We start from the raw sequence: 18,304 nt of genomic DNA on the forward strand, positions 1-18,304 counted from the left end.
CCGCAAAGCGGGCCGATAGAATAGGCGGATGCATCGACATGTCCATGAACCCGAAATCCTAGCAGACCCTGCAGCCGCACAAACTGCCGAACATTGGCGACAACGCGATCTCGGCGTGGTGTGGCACCCCTGCACGCAGATGCGTGAGCACCCGCACACGCTGCCGCTGGTGCCGATCGCGCGTGGCGAAGGCGCATGGCTGGTCGGCCATGACGGCCGCCGCTATCTGGACGCGGTGAGCAGCTGGTGGACCAACCTGTTCGGTCATACCGAACCGCGCATCGGCGCGGCCATCGCGCGCCAGGCCGGCGAACTGGAACAGGTGATGCTGGCCGGCTTCACGCATACGCCGGCCGTGCAACTGGCCGAGCAGTTGCTGGCGATCGCGCCACGCCAGGCCGGGCGCGCGCCGTTGTCCAAGGTGTTCTACGCCGACAACGGATCGGCGGGCGTGGAGGTGGCGCTGAAGATGGCCTTTCATTACTTCCACAATCGCGGCGACCACCGGCGGACGCGGTTCATTGCACTGGAGAACGGCTACCACGGCGAAACCATCGGCGCGCTATCGGTGGGCGATATTCCGCTGTACCGGCGCGTGTATGCGCCGCTGTTGCTGGAGGCAATGTTCACGCCCTCGCCCGATGCCTACCTGGCCGAACCGGGGCAAAGCGCCGAAGACTATGCGCTGCAGGCAGCCGATGCGTTGCAGGCACTGTTCGAACGCTCGCCCGGCGAAATCTGTGCGCTGATTCTGGAGCCGCGCGTGCAATGCGCGGGCGGGATGCGCATGTACCACCCGGCGTATCTGCGCCGCGCACGCGAATTGTGCGATGCCCATGGCGCATTCTTGATCGCCGACGAGATCGCCACCGGCTTCGGCCGTACCGGCACCCTGTTCGCCTGCGAACAGGCCGGCGTGATGCCCGACCTGTTGTGCCTGTCGAAGGGGCTGACCGGCGGCTTCCTGCCGCTGTCGGCGGTGCTGGCCACGCAGCAGTTGTACGACGCGTTCCTGGACGATTCGCGCGAGCGTGCGTTTCTGCATTCGCACAGCTACACCGGCAATCCGCTGGCATGTGCGGCGGCGTTGGCGACCTTGAAGATCTTCACAGACGACGACGTGATTGCGCGCAACCAACCCATCGCCGCGCGCATGCGCGAGCTCGCTGCGCAGATCGGCGCACACCCGGCCGTGGCGGACGTGCGCCAGGCCGGCATGATCGTGGCGTTCGAGCTGACCCAGGGCGGCGACAAGCGCACGCCGTTTGCGTCCGCCGCGCGCGTCGGCCTGAAGGCGTATCGCGCGGCGCTCGAGAAAGGCGTGGTGCTGCGCCCGCTCGGCGACGTGCTGTACTGGATGCCGCCGTATTGCGTGGACGAGGCCCAGCTTGCGTTGTTGGCCGACACCACCGGCCATGCCATCACCGAGGCGGTCGCATGCGCCTGACCCGCTCGCATGTCGCGCTGCCGCTGCACTGCGACCAGGAAGTGACGTTGCCGGAAGAGTCGGCCAATCACCTGCTGCGGGTACTGCGGCTGCGCGAGGGCGATGCCTGCATCCTGTTCAACGGCGACGGCAGCGACTACCACGCACGCATCACCGTGGCGGGCAAGCGCGATGCACGTGCGCTGGTGGAACGCGCCGAGCCGCTCTCCAACGAATCGCCGCTGCGCATCACCTTGATGCAAGGCATCGCGCGCGGGGAAAAGATGGATCTGATCCTGCAGAAGGCCACCGAGCTGGGCGTTGCGGCGATCGTACCGGTGATCGCCGAGCGCACCGAGGTCAAGCTCGATGCGGCGCGCACCGAAAAACGCGTGGCGCACTGGCGCAGCGTGGTGGTGTCGGCCTGCGAGCAATCCGGGCGCGCACGTCTTCCCAGCGTGGCCGTGCCGCAGGGTCTGCAGGACGCGGCGCAGGCTAGCGACGCGCATGCGCTCCGGCTGACGCTGGACCCACAGGGCGAGCATCGCCTGGGCACGTTGGCATCGAGCATCCAGCAACACGTCGTCGTGGCGATCGGGCCGGAAGGCGGCTGGTCGCCGCGCGATCGCGCGCTACTTGCCGAGGCGGGCTTCAGCGGCCTGCAGCTGGGGCCACGCATCCTGCGCACCGAAACGGCGGGACTGGCGGCGATTGCGGCGCTGCAGTCGCGGTTCGGGGACCTGTAGCACCATGGCACTGTAGGAGCGCACCGGTGCGCGACAGGGCGTTTATCGGTAACGCCTCATCGCGCCCGGGTGCGCTCCTACGGGATGCGGAGGTGATCGATCTGGTGCAGCCGGCTTGCTGCACCGGCCGCTGTACGAGCGCTCAGCGGCCGTGCTGCAGGAACCAGCTGGCAGCACCGATGACGCCGAGCTGGCCGTGCTCGACGATGCTCACCGGCACCTGCTCCAACGCGGGACGCAAGGCGCCCTTGTCGAGCAGGCGCGCGACAAAATCGCTCTCGGCGATGAAGCTGGCGATTTGCGGCAGGAAACCGCCGGCCAGATAGACGCCACTGCGCACGCCATACAGCAACATCAGGTCGCCGACCACGCTGCCCATAAATCCGCAAAACGCCTGCAGCGCGTCGTGCGCCAATCCATCGTTGCCGGCCATTGCGGCCGCGGTGATGTCGGCCGGGGTGGCATGCACCACGCTATCGCCGCGCAAGGCGGCCAGCGCGGTGTACAGATTCAACAGGCCCGGGCCGGACAACAGCGTTTCGGTACCCACGTGAGTGCGCGTGCGCCGCAGTTCCTGCAGCAACGCCATTTCCAGATCGCTGGCCGGCGCCAGTGCCGCGTGGCCGGCTTCGGTGGGCAGCACCACCGGATGGGCACCGTTGGGGATCCACAGCGCCGCGCCCAGGCCCGTGCCCGGACCAAGCACCAAGGCCGGGCCCGCGGCACCTTGCGCCGGGCCAGACAACTGCATGACCTGGTTGCCGATCATGTAATTGGCCGCGTAGGCGACCGCTTCGAAATCGTTGACCAGATGCAGGGCCTGCATGCCGAGCTGGCGGCGGATCTGCTCGGGTGCCAGCACCCAGGGCAGATTGGTGGTGATCACGCTGCCGTCTTCCAGCGCGTAGCCGGCGCTGGCGATCACGCCCCGGCGGACTGGTGCACATCCCAGTTCCGCGAAGAACGTGGTCATGATGTCGGCCAGACCCGGATACTCGGCGCAGCGGTACTTGCGGTAGTCCAGCACCGTGACCGGCTTGCCTGCGTCATCGCTTTCGCACACCAGCGCCAGGCGCACGTGCGTCCCGCCCACATCGGCGGCAACGAAGGTTTCGTGGCGCGGAAAGGCCACCGCTTCCATTGGACTGCTTGCGCTCACGCATTCTCCTGATCAGTGGCGGCGGCTGGCGTCGTCGCGCGTTGTCCGACGAACGGCCAACGGGTAGACAACGTTGTCAGCAATCGTCCTGTAACGCAACCGTGGCAACCGCGACGCGTCCCGGACGGGGCAGCGCGCGTCATTCGCCAAAAATACGCGGGCGTAACGGCGATTCCTGCACAACCCCAGGGCGAACCGGGGCAGCTGCGACATTTTCGATCGTATGCGCCGATGGTAGCAGTCGCGCTCGCAAAGCGTATTGCGCAAACCGCTGCGAGGCAAAGTCGGCTTTCGCCTGAAAATGCTGCATTGCAGCGCAATCGCAGCCACATCAGAGATCTGTGACGACGTGTTGACAACGCTGTCAGGGCTACGCGAGACTCGATTCAAATCGGAGTTCTGGCAGGAGGGGCCATGGACTGTTCGGTACTGAAGAACGGGCATTCCCTCGCCTGGCATTCCAGATTCGCGAGTCGTGCGTCGCCCGACGTTCCCGCTCGCTGATGTGCGTTTAGCTCCACCGCTTCACCACACGGGGGACACCTCCTTCACCACGCGAATCGCCTGCACCCTGCTTCGAAACAAGCGTGCCAGCGCAATCATCGCGATCGGTCAGGGCGTGTTGTTTTGCCGGCCACGCCGAGCGCGTTGTGTCCTATTGCAGGGCAGCACGCTCACAGCACTAACCAATGAGGTTTAGCCATGCACAGCCGCACCACGACGTTAGCACTCTGTATCACCGCCGCTCTGTACTGCTCCGGCTCTGCAATGGCTGCCGGACAAGAACAACAAGCCCCGGCCAGCACGCCGTCGGCCACCACCGAGCTGGATACCATCACCGTCACCGGCTACCGCGCGTCGCTGGAGAAGAGCCAGGCAGTCAAGCGCTCGGCCAACTCCATCGTCGATGCGATCAGCGCCGAAGACATCGGCAAGTTCCCGGACGTCAATGCGGCCGAATCGCTGTCGCATCTTCCGGGTATCAGCGTCGACCGCCAGTTCGGCGAAGGCGAAAAGGTCAGCATCAACGGCACCGACCCGGCCTTGAACCGCGTGCTGCTCAATGGCCAGACCATCGCCTCGGGCGACTGGGGCGGCAACCCGACCGATACCAGCGGCCGTACCTTCAACTACACGCTGCTGTCGCCGGAAATCATCGGCCTGATGGAGGTCTACAAGACCCCTGAAGCGCGCATCGACGAAGGCTCGATCGGCGGCACGGTGATCGTGCACACCCGCAAGCCGCTGGACCTGCCCAAGAACACCATCCGCGGCTCGGTCGGCTACAACTACAACGACCGCTCCGAAGAGGGCAATCCGCGCGGTTCGGCGCTGTGGAGCTGGAAGAACGACGACGAAACCTTCGGCGCGTTGATCTCCGCCACGCACGACAAGCAGGACCTGGCACGCGCCGGTATCGAATACTTCGGCTACACCACCGGTGCCAACATTCCGCCGACCGCCACCATCACCGGCGACGGCAGCGATGTGGCCACCGCGCGCGTGCCGGCCGGCATCAACAGCGCATTCTTCCAGCAGACCCGCGAACGCAGCGGCGTGCAAGGTGCGTTGCAGTGGAAGCCCGACGAGCAGAACGAGTTCAACCTGACCGGCCTGTACATCAAGGGCAAGTACAACAACTTCAGCGAGTCGCGTTACGTCTGCCCGGCCTGTAACAACGACATCCAGAAGATCACCAGCGCCAACGTCGAGAACGGCGTGGTCTCCTCGGCCACGGTATCGGACAACACCCGCGGTGGCGTCAACGATCAGCCATACGCGCAGCTGGATGCGAACTATCGCGAGAGCACCGTCACGACCAAGAGCCTGAACCTGCGTCACGACTGGTCGGGTGAAAAGTGGGTGTTCACCACCCAGGTTGGCGACACCCAGGCAACGGGCGGCAAGAACCCCGAATACCTGATGAAGTTCCTGATGACCGATGGCGGCTATAACTACGACTTCGACGGTTCGCACACCGCAGTCAATTACGCCAATGGCGGTGCATCGAACTGGACGCTGCCCGGCTCGCCGGCAGGCCTTGCTCCGGGTTCGCAGGATGCCAGCGCCACGCAGGCTGGCGGCATCTTCTATCAGAAGAGCAAGGATGAAGAGAAATATTTCCAGTGGGATGCAGCACGTGACCTGGCGGTTGGCCCGTTCACCAAACTGCTGTTCGGCTACAAGTACATCAACCATAACAATGGTGTAGACGCACGCGGCAACCGCATCAACACCACCGATCCGGTGTCGCTGACCCAGTTCAACCCGGGCACCACCCCGAGCGGTCTGTATGACGGTTTGGGTGCAAGTGGCGATCTGACCACCTGGCCAACCGCCAGCCTGAGCTCGGTCCGCAACTATCTGCTGTCGCAGCCGCAGGGACCGTACCGTACCGACTTCGGCTCCTCGTTCGACGTGAAGGAAATCACGCAGAACTTCTACACGCAGTTGAACTACGAGACCGGCAAGTGGCGCGGTAACGTTGGCGTGCGCCTGGTCGACACCACCGACAAGTCCGAGTACTGGCAGAGCCAGGACGGTGGCACCACCTTCAGCCGTGTTGCCGAAACCAACGACTACCGCAAGGCGCTGCCGAGCTTCAACATCGCCTATGACGTCACCGACGACACCGTGCTGCGCTTCTCGGCTGCCAAGGTCATCGCACGTCCGCGTTATGCCGATCTGGCCGGTTCGTTCACCATCAACAGCGGCAACGGCAACCTGACCGCCAACGGTGGCAACCCGGATCTGAAACCGTACGAATCCACCAACTACGATCTGGCTGCCGAATGGTATTTCGCGCCGTCCAGCATGTTGTCCGGTGAAGTCTTCTATCGCGATATCAGCTCCTACATCGTCAATACCACGGTCAGCCAGCAGCTCAATCCGGCGCCGCCGGCGGTGGCGGGCGTCTACCAGGTGACCACGCCGGTCAACGTTTCCGATGCGAAGGTCAAGGGCGCATCGATCAACTATCAGCAGGCGTTCGGCCTAGGCTTCGGATTGCAGGCGAACTACACGTTTGCCAAATCTGATGCGAGCACTGGCTTAAACCTGCCCTACCTGTCGCGCGACACCTACAACGTGATCCCGTATTGGGAACACGGCGACTGGACGGTGCGTGTGAACTACAGCTACCGCTCGAAGTACTTCACCCAGATCGGACGCCTGGGCTCGGAAGACTTCGCAGACAGCTACAAGCAGCTGGATTTGACCGCCTCGTATCAGATCACCGACTACATGGGCCTCACCTTCGGCGCCACCAACCTGCTGGATTCCACCTACCGCTTGTACAGCGGAACCAGGGACACCCCGACAGCGTTCTACAAGAACGGCCGCGGCTACCAGGCCCAGCTGAACTTCAAGTTCTGATGTAGTCCCGGCGCGCCACCGACCCTCCACGGTGGCGCGCTTTTTTTTGGACCTGTCGCTGTCCGCAGCGGCAGGTCGATGTCGCAACAAGGAGTGGTACTGGCCACGCCCCTTCGCCGCCGAGGGGGCGTGGCAAGGCCCGCTTTCGCCATCTACGCGCGGCCGCAGCATGACCGACGCGTTTCGCTTACAGGAGTGCAGTTCCCATGACGACCGATAGCCGCCAGTTCGCGGCTCCATCCCGCCGCCACGCCGGAGCTGCACCCAGGAGCCGAATGCTCGCGTTCGCTCTGTTGCTCGCGCTGCCCGCGCTGCACGTCAACGCGGCGCAATCGCCCACCGCCCCTACCGCCACCACGCTCAGCCCCGAGGCGATCGACCAGCAGTGGCTCGATGCCACCGCTGCCTATGCGCCCGAACGCGAACGTCTGGTGCGCGAAGCCGAAGCCGGCGCGCGCAAGGGCCCGTTCCGTCCCGACTGGGCCGCTCTGAAGGCGTATCAATCGCCGGCGTGGTACGACAACGCCAAGTTCGGCATCTTCATCCACTGGGGCGTGTTCTCGGTACCGGCGTTCGGCAGCGAGTGGTATTCGCGCAACATGTATCTGCAAGGCTCCAAGGAATTCGCCCATCACGTGGCGACCTACGGGCCGCAGGCGAGTTCCGGCTACAAGGATCTGATTCCCAAGTTCACCGCGCCCAAGTTCGACCCGAATGGCTGGGCCAAGCTGTTCCGGCAATCCGGCGCGCGCTATGTAGTGCCGGTGGCCGAGCACCACGACGGTTTTGCGCTGTACAACTCCAAGCTGTCCGACTGGACCGCAATGAAGATGGGGCCCAAGCGCGACCTGCTGGGCGAGTTGTCCAAGGCCATCCGCGCACAGGGGCTGCATTTCGGGCTGTCATCGCACCGTGCCGAACATAACTGGTTCTTCGATGGCGGGCGCACCTTCGATTCGGACGTCAACGATCCGCGTTACGCCGCGCTGTATGGTCCGGCGCAGGTGCGCCTGCCGGGCAAGGACGATGCCGATGTGGCCAACGACTGGACACCGGTCTCGCAGGCCTGGCTGGACGATTGGCTGGCGCGCACCACCGAGTTGATCGACACCTATCAACCGGACCTGATCTATTTCGATTGGTGGATCGCCCACCCCACCTTCCGCCGCAGCCTGCCGACGATGCTGGCGTATTACTACAACCAGGGCGCGGCGCGTACCGAAGCAGACCGCGGCGTGGTGGTGAACTACAAGCTGGGCGCCTTCCCCGAAGGTGCAGGCACGCTGGATATCGAGCGCGGCCAGCTCACCGGCATCCACCCCACGCATTGGCAGACCGACACCTCGGTGAGCAACGCCTCGTGGGGCTATATCGAAAACGACACCTACAAGTCGCCCACCTTCATCATCCACATGCTGGCCGACGTGGTGGCCAAGAACGGCAACCTGATGCTCAACATCGGCCCGCGCGCCGATGGTTCGATTCCGGAGACCGAGCGCGGCATCCTGCTGGCGATCGGCAAGTGGCTCAAGACCAACGGCGGCGCGATCTACGACAGCAAGCCGTGGCGCGTGTATGGCGAAGGCCCCACCGAAGTGGTGGGCGGCACTTTCCAGGACATCAAGACCAAGCCGTACACGGCCGAGGATTTCCGCTTCACCACGCGCGATGGCGCGCTGTATGCGATCGAACTCGGCTGGCCCAGCAATGGCGAGGCGGTGATCCGCTCGCTCAAGGCCGCCGACGGCGTGCACGCGGTGACCTTGCTGGCAAACGGCAAGAAGATCCCGTTCGAACAACGGGCCGACGGCCTGCATCTGCGCCTGCCGGTCAAGCCGGTTGGCGAAAGTGCCTACGTCTTCCGCATCGACCTCTCCTCCCCCACTCCCTGACGGATGTTGTCTTTCATGAGCAAGCGATTGACCTGGATGTTGCTCGCGCTGGCATTTGCCTGCGCCCCGGCCTTGGCCAAAAACCCCACGGCGTTGTTCTATCTGATGAACACGCAGAAATCGACCAACTCGTTCATTGCCAACGTCGACAAGATCGATGTGGTGGTGCCCACCTGGTACGGCGTGGACCAGAACGGCCTGGTCAACGGCACCCCCAACATGTACCTGTACGACATCGCCAAGCAGCACAAGCTGCGGGTGATGCCGATCCTGTCGATGACGACCGGTCGCGAAGGCTTCCACAAGCTGATGCATGACGAAGCCGCCAAGAAGCGCATGATCGAATCGCTGCTCATCCACGGCAAGCAGCACAAGTACTACGGCTTCCAGTTCGATTTCGAAAACATCGCCTGGACCGACCGCGACGCCTACACGCTGATGGTCAAGCAGACCGCAGATGCGCTGCACAAGGCCGGTTTCAAGATGTCGGTCGCCGTGGTGCCGAATGCACCGGGTTATGCCGAAGGCGGCCAGTTCTCCAAGTGGATGTGGGAATACTGGCGCGGTGCGTACGACCTCAAGGCGCTGGGCCAGGCGGTGGATCTGGTCAGCCTGATGACCTACGACCAGCACACGCGCTGGACCACGCCGGGCCCGGTCGATGGCATGGTGTGGATGAAGAAGCACCTGGATTACGCCATCACCCAGGTGCCGAAGGACAAGCTGTCGCTGGGCATCGCCACCTACGGCTACCGCTGGTACACCGGCAACCCGGTGAAGGAAGACGGCACCGAGGCATCGAACATTTCCGCAACGTATATCGATGCAGACGAGTCGTTCCCGCTGGCGCAGGAACAGAACGCCACCGTGCAGTGGGATCCGGTCGAGCAGGAATCGTGGTTCTACTTCTATCGCGACGACATGCGCGAGTGGGTGTTCCGCCCGGACGCGCGCAGCTTCAAGGCACGTTACGAGCTGACCAAGCAATACGGCCTGGAAGGCTTCAGCTGCTGGGTGCTGGGCGCCGAAGACCCGAAGGTGTGGGACGAGCTACCGACCGCGCAGCGCTAAGCGCAGCCGACGCTACGATGGCACAGTGATCAGGCGGGCGCGGCTGGTGCAAGGAATCGGACTGCGTGGCTGCATTCCGATTCCAGCGTTGCCCGCGCCCGTTTTGCAGCGACCGACGCCCCTGACGTGATCGCATGACCACGCGGTGCCCACGCTGCGCAGCGGGACCAAGCGTGCGCCAGTCACTGCGTCTTCCGACACGGCTTTGCTACTGTGCGTGGCTGCCGTGTACCGCCGCCATACCGGGATGTGATTGCATGACGTCGAACTCCGCACCCACCGCACGCCTGACAGCCGTCGCGCCGTTCTCCTCGCGCCTGCTTGCGCTTGCGTTCGCAGCAGTGTCGCTGGCCGGCTGCGGTCAACGTGCGCCAGGCACCTCGCCGGCCGCTGCCACCGCGGGCGCACCTGCTGCCGCAACCGCAGACACTGCGGGTACCCCGTTGCCACTGATTCCCGCAGCAGTCGAGGTCAAACGCGGTAGCGGCAGCTTCACGGTGGGCGCCGGCACGGTGATCTCGATCGTACCCGGCGATGCCGATGCACGCCGCAGTGCCGAACATCTGGCCGATTTGCTGCAACGCACACGCGGGCTGCGGTTGGAAGTGCGCGCCGAAACCAGCGCATCGCCGGGCAGCATCCGCCTGGAGCGCAGCGCGCAGGCGCCGGTAGCGCACAAGGAAGGCTACAGCCTGGAGGCCGACGCCAGGGGCGTGCGCATCGCCGCGCGCGATGGCGCCGGCTTGTTGTACGGCGCAATCAGCGCCTGGCAATTGATGACACCGGATGCACGCAAGGGCGAGGTCCAGCTGCCGGCGGTGGCGATTCGCGACTGGCCGCGTTTCAGCTGGCGCGGCCAGCACCTGGATGTGGCCCGGCATTTCCATGATGTGGACACGGTCAAGCATGTGCTCGATACGATGGCCCTGCACAAGCTCAACGTGCTGCATTGGCATCTCACCGATGACCAGGGCTGGCGCATCGAGATCAAGCGCTATCCCAAGCTCACCGAGGTAGGCGCATGGCGCACACCGCCCGGCGCCGGCCAGCACGGCACGCCGCAGCGTTATGGCGGCTTCTACACCCAGGAACAGATCAGCGAGATCGTCGCCTATGCGGCGCGCCTGCATATCACGGTGCTGCCGGAACTGGACATGCCCGGCCATGCACAGGCAGCCGTTGCCGCCTACCCCGAAGACGTGGGCGTACCCGGCGCACGCACGCAGGTGGGCGTGGACTGGGGCGTCAACCCGTACCTGTTCAACACCAGCGAACGTAGCCTGACCTTCATCACCAACGTGCTGGACGAAGTGCTGACCTTGTTCCCATCGACCTACATCCACATCGGTGGCGATGAGGCGGTGAAGGATCAATGGGAAGCCTCGCCGGCGGTGCGCGCGCAGATGCGCAAGCTCGGGGTCAAGGACGCGCATGCGATGCAGGGCTGGTTCAACGAACAGCTGGCGGCCTACCTCACCCAGCACGGCCGGCGCATGATCGGCTGGGATGAAATTCTGGAAGGCGGCGTGCCGGCCAGTGCGTCGGTGATGTCGTGGCGCGGCATCGAAGGCGCGGTGACTGCAGCACAGCAAGGCCACGATGTGGTGCTGGCGCCGGGCGACTGGCTGTATCTGGACAACCTGCAGACCACCCGCAGCGACGAACCGAACGGTCGCCTCACGGTGTTGCCGCTGTCGAAGGTCTACGCATTCGACCCGGTACCGGCCGAGCTCAGCGCCGAACAGGCCAGGCATATACTGGGCGCACAAGGCGCGTTGTGGTCCGAATACATCCCCTCGCAGTGGCATGTGGATCACGCCTTGTTCCCGCGTTTATCTGCAATAGCGGAAGTGACCTGGTCGCCGCCGGCAGCGCGCAGCTGGAACAGCTTTCTGGCCCGCATGCCGGCGCAGCTGCAGCGCTACAAGGCGCTGGGCATCGATTACAGCGACGGCGCCTTCGCTGCCGATATCGCGCTGGAAGGCGGACCCAATCCGGTGCTCGCCGGCGGGCCGGCCAAGGTGACACTGAGCACGCAAGCCGGCGCGGGCACGCTGCACTACACCATCGACGGCAGCGAGCCCACGCCGGCATCGCCGCGCTACAGCGCGCCGTTGACGATTCGCTTGCCGACCACGGTCAAGGCCACGGCGTTCGATGCGAACGGCACGCCGCTGGCGGCCACGCGCAGCCGTACCTTCGATCGCGCCAGTTTGTTGCGGGTGGATACGCAGGGACTGCAGCACTGCGTCGAAACCGGCGCGCTCGGCTTGCGGCTGCCGCTGCTGCCGGAGATGACCGGCGCCGACACGCCGGTGTACAACGTCGACCTGTTCCATGCCTGCCGCCTGTATCCGCAGGCACGGCTGGACGGTATCGGCGCAATCCGCATCGACGCCGCACGCCTGCCCAACAACTTCGGCCTGGCGCACGAGCAATCCAAGGTCGTGCAATACCCCGCCAAAACCCGCGGCGGTGAGCTGGAAGTGCGTCTGGGCTGCGACGGCGATCTGATCGCCAGCGTGCAGCTGCCGCGCAGCGACACCCTGGGCGAACAATTCACCCTGGAAACCGCACTGCCTGCACGCACCGGCATCCACGATCTCTGCCTGCGCTTCACCGCGCCGATCCGCGGCCCCCTGTATGCCATCGGCGCCGTCCAACTGATTGAAACCACTGCGCAGGCGCCCCCCGCTGCCACGCGCTGAGCCACCCTAGGAGAGTCACGCATGCCCCTGTCCCGTCATCGTTTTGTTCCCGCCCCCGCCCGTCTCGGGCTTGCCCTGGCCTTCGCTATCTCGCAGGCCTGGGCAGCACCGCCGACGGCAGTGAATCTGGACAGCGGCTGGCAGGTGCGGCTGGTGCCGGGTCAGGAGCAGGGCAAGACGTATCCGAAGGCAGCGGCGTGGCTGCCGGCGCAGGTGCCCGGTGCGGTGCAGACCGACCTGATCGCCGCCAAGATCGTGCCCGACCCGTTCTATCGCGATAACGAAGGCAAGATCCAGTGGGCGGGCCTGAGCGATTGGCAGTACCAGACCCGTTTCAATGTCGATGCGGCCACACTCAAGCGCGAACATGTCGAGCTGGTGTTCGACGGCCTGGACACGTTTGCCGAGGTCACCCTCAATGGCAAGCAGCTGCTCAGCGCCGACAACATGTTCCGGCAGTGGCGCGTGGATGCGAAATCCTTGCTCAAGCGTGGCGATAACGTGCTCGAGGTCAAGCTGTATTCGCCGATCAAGAAGATCCAGCCGTGGCTGGCCAAGCAACCGTATGCGCTGCCGGGCGCCTACGATTCGGCGTTCGGGGACGAGCCGGAGGCACGCCACAGCTCTACCTACGTGCGCAAGGCGCCGTACAACTTCGGTTGGGATTGGGGCCCGCGCATGGTCAATGCCGGCATCTGGAAGGATGTGCGCGTGGAAGCGTGGGACGCCGTGCGGGTGGATGGGCTGCATATCGCCCAGCAACGCGTGGATGCCGATAGCGCGCAATTGCAGGCGCAGCTGGAACTGCAGGCCGGCCGCAGCGGGCCGGTGCAGGTGACGCTGGATGTACTGGGCCCGGATGGGCAAAACGTCGGCCAGTTCACCCAGGACGCGGTGGTCGATCCCGGCCAGAACCGCATCGAGCTGGCGGTGCGCATCGCCAAGCCCAAGCGCTGGTTCCCGGCCGGCTACGGCGCGCAGGACCGCTACACCTTCGTGGCCAACGTACGCGATGCCGATGGCGACAGCCAGCAGATCAAGCGGGTCACCGGCCTGCGCTCGGTGGAGCTGCGCCGCGAAAAAGACCAGTACGGCAAGAGCATGGAGATCGTGATCAACGGCATCCCGATCTTCGCCAAGGGGGCCAACCTGATTCCGCTGGATGCCTTCCCCGCACGTGTCACGCACGCGCGCATGCGCAGCACCTTGCAGGACGCGCGCGATGCCAACATGAACATGCTGCGCATGTGGGGCGGCGGGCATTACCAGGACGACTATTTTTACGACGTCGCCGACGAGCTTGGCATCATGATCTGGCAGGACTTCATGTTCGGCGGCGCGGTGCCGCCGTACGACGTGGAGTTCCGCGAGAACACCCGGCAGGAGGCGATCGAACAGGTCAAGCGGCTGCGCGATCACCCCAGCATCGTGTTGTGGTGCGGCAACAACGAAGTGCAGACCGGCTGGGAAAACTGGGGCGACCGGGTCAAGTTCAAGCAGTCGGTGGACCCGGAAGAACGCGCCCGCATCGAACGCGGCATGACCACCTTGTTCGGCACCGTATTCCGTGAAGTGGTGGCCACCTACGATAACGACGTGCCGTACTGGGCCACCTCGCCGGGCACCGATTTCGATGGCGCGGCCGACCAGACCAACGATGGCGACATGCATTACTGGAAGGTGTGGGGCGGCCCTGCCCTGCCGGTCACCGAATACCTCAACGTCACCCCGCGCTTCATGTCCGAGTACGGCCTGCAGTCGTTCCCCGATATGCGCACCGTGCGGGCGTTTGCCGAGCCCGGCGACATGGATCCGGAATCGCCGGTGATGCGCGTGCATCAGAAGTTTGACAAGGGCAACGGCAACAAGCGGCTGATGCTGTACATCCGCCGCGAATTCGGCGAGCCCAAGGATTTCGACAGTTTCGTCTACCTGAGCCAGCTGATGCAGGCCGAAGGCATCAACATCGCCGCTTCGCATCTGCGTGCCTCTCGCCCGCAGTCGATGGGTTCGCTGTACTGGCAGCTCAACGATGTGTGGCCGGGCGCGTCGTGGTCCAGCGTGGATTACTACGGCCGCTGGAAGGCGCTGCATTACCACGCACGGCGCTTCTACGCGCCGGAAATGATCGCCGCATTGCGCAGCGACAAGGGCCAGACCGAGGTGTCGCTGGTCTCCGACCGCACCACCCCGCTGGCAGCGCGCTGGCGCATGCGAGTGATGGGCATGGATGGCAAGGTGCTGAGCAAGCGCGAAGAAAAGGCCAGCGTCAAACCGCTGAGCAGCCTGCAGGTGGGCAACTTCAGCGACAAGCAATTGCTGGGCAGCGCCGATCCCAAGCGCACCTACGCGGTGTTCGAGCTGCTCGACGGCGACACGTTGCTCTCGCGCGAGGTGGTGTTCTTCGCGCCGGCCAAGCAGCTTGCATTGCCGGCCGCGAAGATCGACAGCCAGTGGCGTGCCGATGGCGATGGCTACGCACTCACCCTGACCAGCAACACGCTGGCGCGCGAGGTGTGGCTGTCGTTCGGCGATGTGGATGCCACGCTGTCGGACAACGCCTTCGACCTGCTGCCGGGTGAGCCACTGACCGTGCGGGTGAGCAGCAAGGCGGCACTGGCGCAGTTGCAATCCACGCTGCAGGTGCGCGACCTGGCCGCCACGCTGGCTGGCGCGCCGCCGGAGCCTGCCGAAGCAAAGTAAACCGCCAGGAACAGGTCTCAGCAGACGACGCAGCACGCGCGTAAGCACGCTGCTTTATCCGCGAAGACCGCATGTAGCGCTGACGGCTCCATGCAATGCATCGCACGCAAGGCAGTCAGCGATTTGTAATGACCACTGCCCGCAGCATCACTGCGGGCGACCCAAGCGCAACGCGTGACGGCCATGGCCGCCGCGCAGGAGTGAACCGATGTCGTTGTCCGTCTTTCCGTGCCGTCTTGCCGCTGCACTCAGTGTGAGCCTGGCCCTGCCGCTCATCGCTGCACCGGCAGTGGCCGCAAAAAACACCGATGCAACGCCCGAACAGCGCGCCGCCGCCCTGGTCGCGCAAATGAGCCGCGAAGAAAAAGTGGCCCAGGCCATGAACGATGCACCGGCGATTCCGCGCCTGGGCATCCCCGCCTACGAGTGGTGGAGCGAAGGCCTGCACGGCATCGCGCGCAACGGCTACGCCACGGTGTTTCCGCAGTCGATTGGCCTGGCGGCGAGCTGGAATACCCGCCTGATGCAGCAGGTGGGCACGGTGGTGTCCACCGAAGCGCGCGCCAAGTTTAACCAGGCCGGTGGTCCGGGCAAGGACCATAAACGCTACGCCGGTCTTACCATCTGGTCGCCCAACATCAACATCTTCCGCGACCCGCGCTGGGGCCGTGGCATGGAAACCTACGGCGAAGATCCGTTTCTCACCGGGCAGATGGCGGTGGGCTTTATCCGCGGCCTGCAGGGCGAGGACCTCAACCATCCACGCACGATCGCCACGCCCAAGCACATCGCGGTGCACAGCGGCCCCGAGCCGGGCCGGCATGGCTTCGATGTGGATGTCTCGCCACGCGATGTGGAAGCGACCTATACGCCGGCCTTCCGCGCTGCCATCGTCGAAGGACAGGCCGGCTCGGTGATGTGTGCGTACAACTCGCTGCACGGCACGCCGGCGTGCGCGGCCGACTGGTTGCTCAACGGCCGCGTACGCGGCGACTGGGGCTTCAAGGGCTTTGTGGTGTCCGATTGCGATGCGGTCGACGACATGACCCAGTTCCATTATTTCCGCCCGGACAACGCCGGCTCGTCGGCCGCCGCGCTCAAGGCCGGGCACGATCTCAACTGCGGGCATGCCTATCGCGAACTCGGCACGGCGATCGCGCGCGGCGAAGTGGACGAAGCCTTGCTCGACCAATCGCTGGTGCGCCTGTTTGCCGCCCGCTACCGCCTGGGCGAGCTGGAGGCCCCGCGCAAAGACACGTACGCGCGGCTCGGCGCAAAGGACGTGGACAACGCGGCGCATCGTGCGCTGGCCTTGCAGGCGGCCGCCGAGTCGATCGTGCTGCTGAAGAACGATGCCAACACGTTGCCGCTCAAGGCCGGCACGCGGCTGGCGGTGATCGGCCCGAATGCGGACGCACTGGCTGCATTGGAGGCCAACTACCAGGGCACCTCGTCCGCGCCGGTGACGCCGCTGCTGGGCCTGCGTCAGCGCTTCGGTGCGCAGCAGGTGAGCTACGCACAAGGCGCACCGTTGGCTGCCGGCGTGCCCGGCATGATCCCGGAGACGGCATTGCGCAGCGATGGCAAGCCGGGACTGCGTGGCGAATATTTCGACAACGTCGACATGAGCGGTGCTGCACGCGTGGTGCGGCAGGACCGCACGGTGAGCTTCAACTGGGATCAGGTCGCCCCGGCAAAGGGCGTACCGGCCGACCGCTATGCCGTGCGCTGGAGCGGCGAGCTGCTGCCGCCCAGCGCTGGCGATTACACCCTGGCAGTGCGCGTGGCGCGTTGCTTCGACTGCAGCGGGCACGACCCGGTGCGCCTGTATATCGACGACAAGCTGGTGGTTGCCGGCAACGCCGAAGACAAGCACGTGCCGCCCGGCATGCACAACGCCGACGGCCGGAGCGTGGAAACCGTGCTGCATTTCGACGACACCCGCCCACGCAAGATTCGCCTGGAAATGGAGCATCGCGGCCAGGATCAGGGCGTGCGCCTGGAATGGCTGGCTCCCGCCGCCGCGCAACTGGCCGAAGCCGAGCAGGCCGTGGCACAGGCAGACGCTGTGGTCGCCTTCGTTGGCCTGTCGCCGGATGTGGAAGGCGAAGAGTTGCGGATCGATGTCCCCGGCTTCGACGGTGGCGACCGCAACGACATCGCCCTGCCCGCCCCGCAGCAAGCGCTGCTCGAACAGGCAAAGGCGTCCGGCAAACCGCTGGTGGTGGTGCTGATGAGCGGCAGCGCGGTGGCCTTGAACTGGGCCAAGACGCATGCCGATGCGATCGTGGCCGCGTGGTACCCGGGCCAGTCCGGCGGCACCGCGATCGCGCGCATGCTGGCCGGCGACGACAATCCCGGCGGTCGCCTGCCGGTGACCTTCTACCGCTCCACCAAGGATCTGCCGGCCTACGTCAGCTACGACATGAAGGGCCGCACCTACCGTTACTTCAAGGGCGAGCCGCTGTTTGCGTTCGGCTATGGCCTGAGCTACACCCGCTTTGCCTATGACGCGCCGCAGCTGTCCACCACCACGCTGCAAGCCGGCAGTTCGCTGCAGGTAACCACGACCGTGCGCAACACCGGTGCACGTGCCGGCGACGAAGTGGCGCAGGTGTATCTGCAATATCCGGACCGCCCGCAGTCCCCGTTGCGCAGCCTGGTCGGTTTTCAGCGCGTGCATCTTGCAGCGGGCGAGCAACGCACGCTGACCTTCAACCTGGATGCACGCGAGTTGAGCGACGTGGATCGCAGCGGGCAGCGCGCGGTGGAAGCCGGCAACTACACGTTGTTCGTTGGCGGTGGGCAGCCGGGTACCGGCGCGGCCGGCGACACGGCGGCGTTCTCGATCTCGGGGCGTTCGCCGTTGCCGAAGTAGGCGCCGCATCGCGCTGACGCACGCAGTCGCCGGCCATGCCGGAGCAGGTGGACAACAGCGGCGCGGGTGTCGATGGCGTGTCGACGAGGCACCATGGCTGCCGGAGGCAGCGACGTGCATGCCTACGCGCCCTTGTCGGCGTGTTGATCGGCACTGACGATGCCGCTGGAGGGCGGCCGGACGAGTGCCGACGTGCGTGTTGCAGGCCGGAGGTCGTGGTGCCAAGCGTGGCGTTGTCGAAGGCGGTTTGCGGCCCGCATCCAGAAGGGCAGACCGCGGACCGGACCGCGACTGCGCCATCGAATAGTCCACATGCGGCAACGAATTGTGCGACCGCACTATGCAC

The 18,304-nt window shown here is 65.1% G+C and carries 9 protein-coding genes; 8 read left to right on the forward strand and 1 reads right to left on the reverse strand.

Going from position 1 to position 18,304, the window contains the following annotated elements; all coding sequences use genetic code 11:
• Window positions 1-28: 28 nt before the first annotated feature.
• Window positions 29-1,447, forward strand: coding sequence for an adenosylmethionine--8-amino-7-oxononanoate transaminase (bioA, locus tag ACCQ16_RS14920; RefSeq protein WP_071117363.1), 1,419 nt, complete (start codon window positions 29-31; stop codon window positions 1,445-1,447).
• Window positions 1,438-2,172 carry a 16S rRNA (uracil(1498)-N(3))-methyltransferase gene (locus ACCQ16_RS14925; protein WP_008572062.1) on the forward strand — a complete coding sequence of 245 codons (735 nt, stop codon included), beginning with the start codon at window positions 1,438-1,440 and terminating at the stop codon, window positions 2,170-2,172. The genes bioA and ACCQ16_RS14925 overlap by 10 nt, the downstream gene beginning before the upstream one ends.
• 142 nt (window positions 2,173-2,314) lie before the next feature.
• On the opposite strand, the gene ACCQ16_RS14930 is transcribed toward ACCQ16_RS14925, so the two are convergent.
• Window positions 2,315-3,313, reverse strand: coding sequence for a glucokinase family protein (locus tag ACCQ16_RS14930; RefSeq protein ID WP_014090755.1), 999 nt, complete (start codon window positions 3,311-3,313; stop codon window positions 2,315-2,317).
• Window positions 3,314-4,033: 720 nt separating this feature from the next.
• Between ACCQ16_RS14930 and ACCQ16_RS14935 the strand changes: the two genes are divergently transcribed.
• The 6 genes from ACCQ16_RS14935 to ACCQ16_RS14960 all read left to right on the forward strand — a co-directional run bounded on the left by ACCQ16_RS14935 (window position 4,034) and on the right by ACCQ16_RS14960 (window position 17,958).
• Window positions 4,034-6,706 carry a TonB-dependent receptor gene (locus ACCQ16_RS14935; protein WP_014090757.1) on the forward strand — a complete coding sequence of 891 codons (2,673 nt, stop codon included), beginning with the start codon at window positions 4,034-4,036 and terminating at the stop codon, window positions 6,704-6,706.
• 206 nt (window positions 6,707-6,912) lie between these two features.
• Window positions 6,913-8,598: an alpha-L-fucosidase gene (locus ACCQ16_RS14940; protein ID WP_057680678.1), complete on the forward strand. Its 1,686-nt coding sequence runs from the start codon at window positions 6,913-6,915 to the stop codon at window positions 8,596-8,598.
• A gap of 3 nt (window positions 8,599-8,601) precedes the next feature.
• Window positions 8,602-9,669 (forward strand): glycosyl hydrolase family 18 protein, encoded by a 1,068-nt coding sequence (locus tag ACCQ16_RS14945; RefSeq protein ID WP_017155577.1) that lies wholly within the window; start codon window positions 8,602-8,604, stop codon window positions 9,667-9,669.
• A gap of 257 nt (window positions 9,670-9,926) precedes the next feature.
• The gene (locus ACCQ16_RS14950; protein ID WP_277572583.1) at window positions 9,927-12,377 is read left to right on the forward strand and encodes a family 20 glycosylhydrolase; all 2,451 of its coding nucleotides are present in this window, start codon (window positions 9,927-9,929) and stop codon (window positions 12,375-12,377) included.
• 21 nt (window positions 12,378-12,398) lie between these two features.
• Window positions 12,399-15,080 (forward strand): beta-mannosidase, encoded by a 2,682-nt coding sequence (locus ACCQ16_RS14955; RefSeq protein WP_277572582.1) that lies wholly within the window; start codon window positions 12,399-12,401, stop codon window positions 15,078-15,080.
• 208 nt (window positions 15,081-15,288) lie between these two features.
• Window positions 15,289-17,958 (forward strand): glycoside hydrolase family 3 C-terminal domain-containing protein, encoded by a 2,670-nt coding sequence (locus ACCQ16_RS14960; protein ID WP_372380000.1) that lies wholly within the window; start codon window positions 15,289-15,291, stop codon window positions 17,956-17,958.
• The last annotated feature ends 346 nt before the right edge of the window (window positions 17,959-18,304 follow it).

Origin of the sequence: Xanthomonas sp. NCPPB 1062 (assembly GCF_041481705.2) — a bacterium.
GTDB classification, from domain to species: Bacteria; Pseudomonadota; Gammaproteobacteria; order Xanthomonadales; family Xanthomonadaceae; genus Xanthomonas; species Xanthomonas euvesicatoria.

Bases quoted from the DNA above. Each gene is read 5' to 3' on its own strand.
- bioA (WP_071117363.1), top strand. From the start codon at position 29: ATGCATCGACATGTCCATGAACCCGAAATCCTAGCAGACCCTGCAGCC.
- ACCQ16_RS14925 (WP_008572062.1), top strand. From the start codon at position 1,438: ATGCGCCTGACCCGCTCGCATGTCGCGCTGCCGCTGCACTGCGACCAG.
- ACCQ16_RS14930 (WP_014090755.1), bottom strand. From the start codon at position 3,313: ATGGAAGCGGTGGCCTTTCCGCGCCACGAAACCTTCGTTGCCGCCGAT.
- ACCQ16_RS14935 (WP_014090757.1), top strand. From the start codon at position 4,034: ATGCACAGCCGCACCACGACGTTAGCACTCTGTATCACCGCCGCTCTG.
- ACCQ16_RS14940 (WP_057680678.1), top strand. From the start codon at position 6,913: ATGACGACCGATAGCCGCCAGTTCGCGGCTCCATCCCGCCGCCACGCC.
- ACCQ16_RS14945 (WP_017155577.1), top strand. From the start codon at position 8,602: ATGTTGTCTTTCATGAGCAAGCGATTGACCTGGATGTTGCTCGCGCTG.
- ACCQ16_RS14950 (WP_277572583.1), top strand. From the start codon at position 9,927: ATGACGTCGAACTCCGCACCCACCGCACGCCTGACAGCCGTCGCGCCG.
- ACCQ16_RS14955 (WP_277572582.1), top strand. From the start codon at position 12,399: ATGCCCCTGTCCCGTCATCGTTTTGTTCCCGCCCCCGCCCGTCTCGGG.
- ACCQ16_RS14960 (WP_372380000.1), top strand. From the start codon at position 15,289: ATGTCGTTGTCCGTCTTTCCGTGCCGTCTTGCCGCTGCACTCAGTGTG.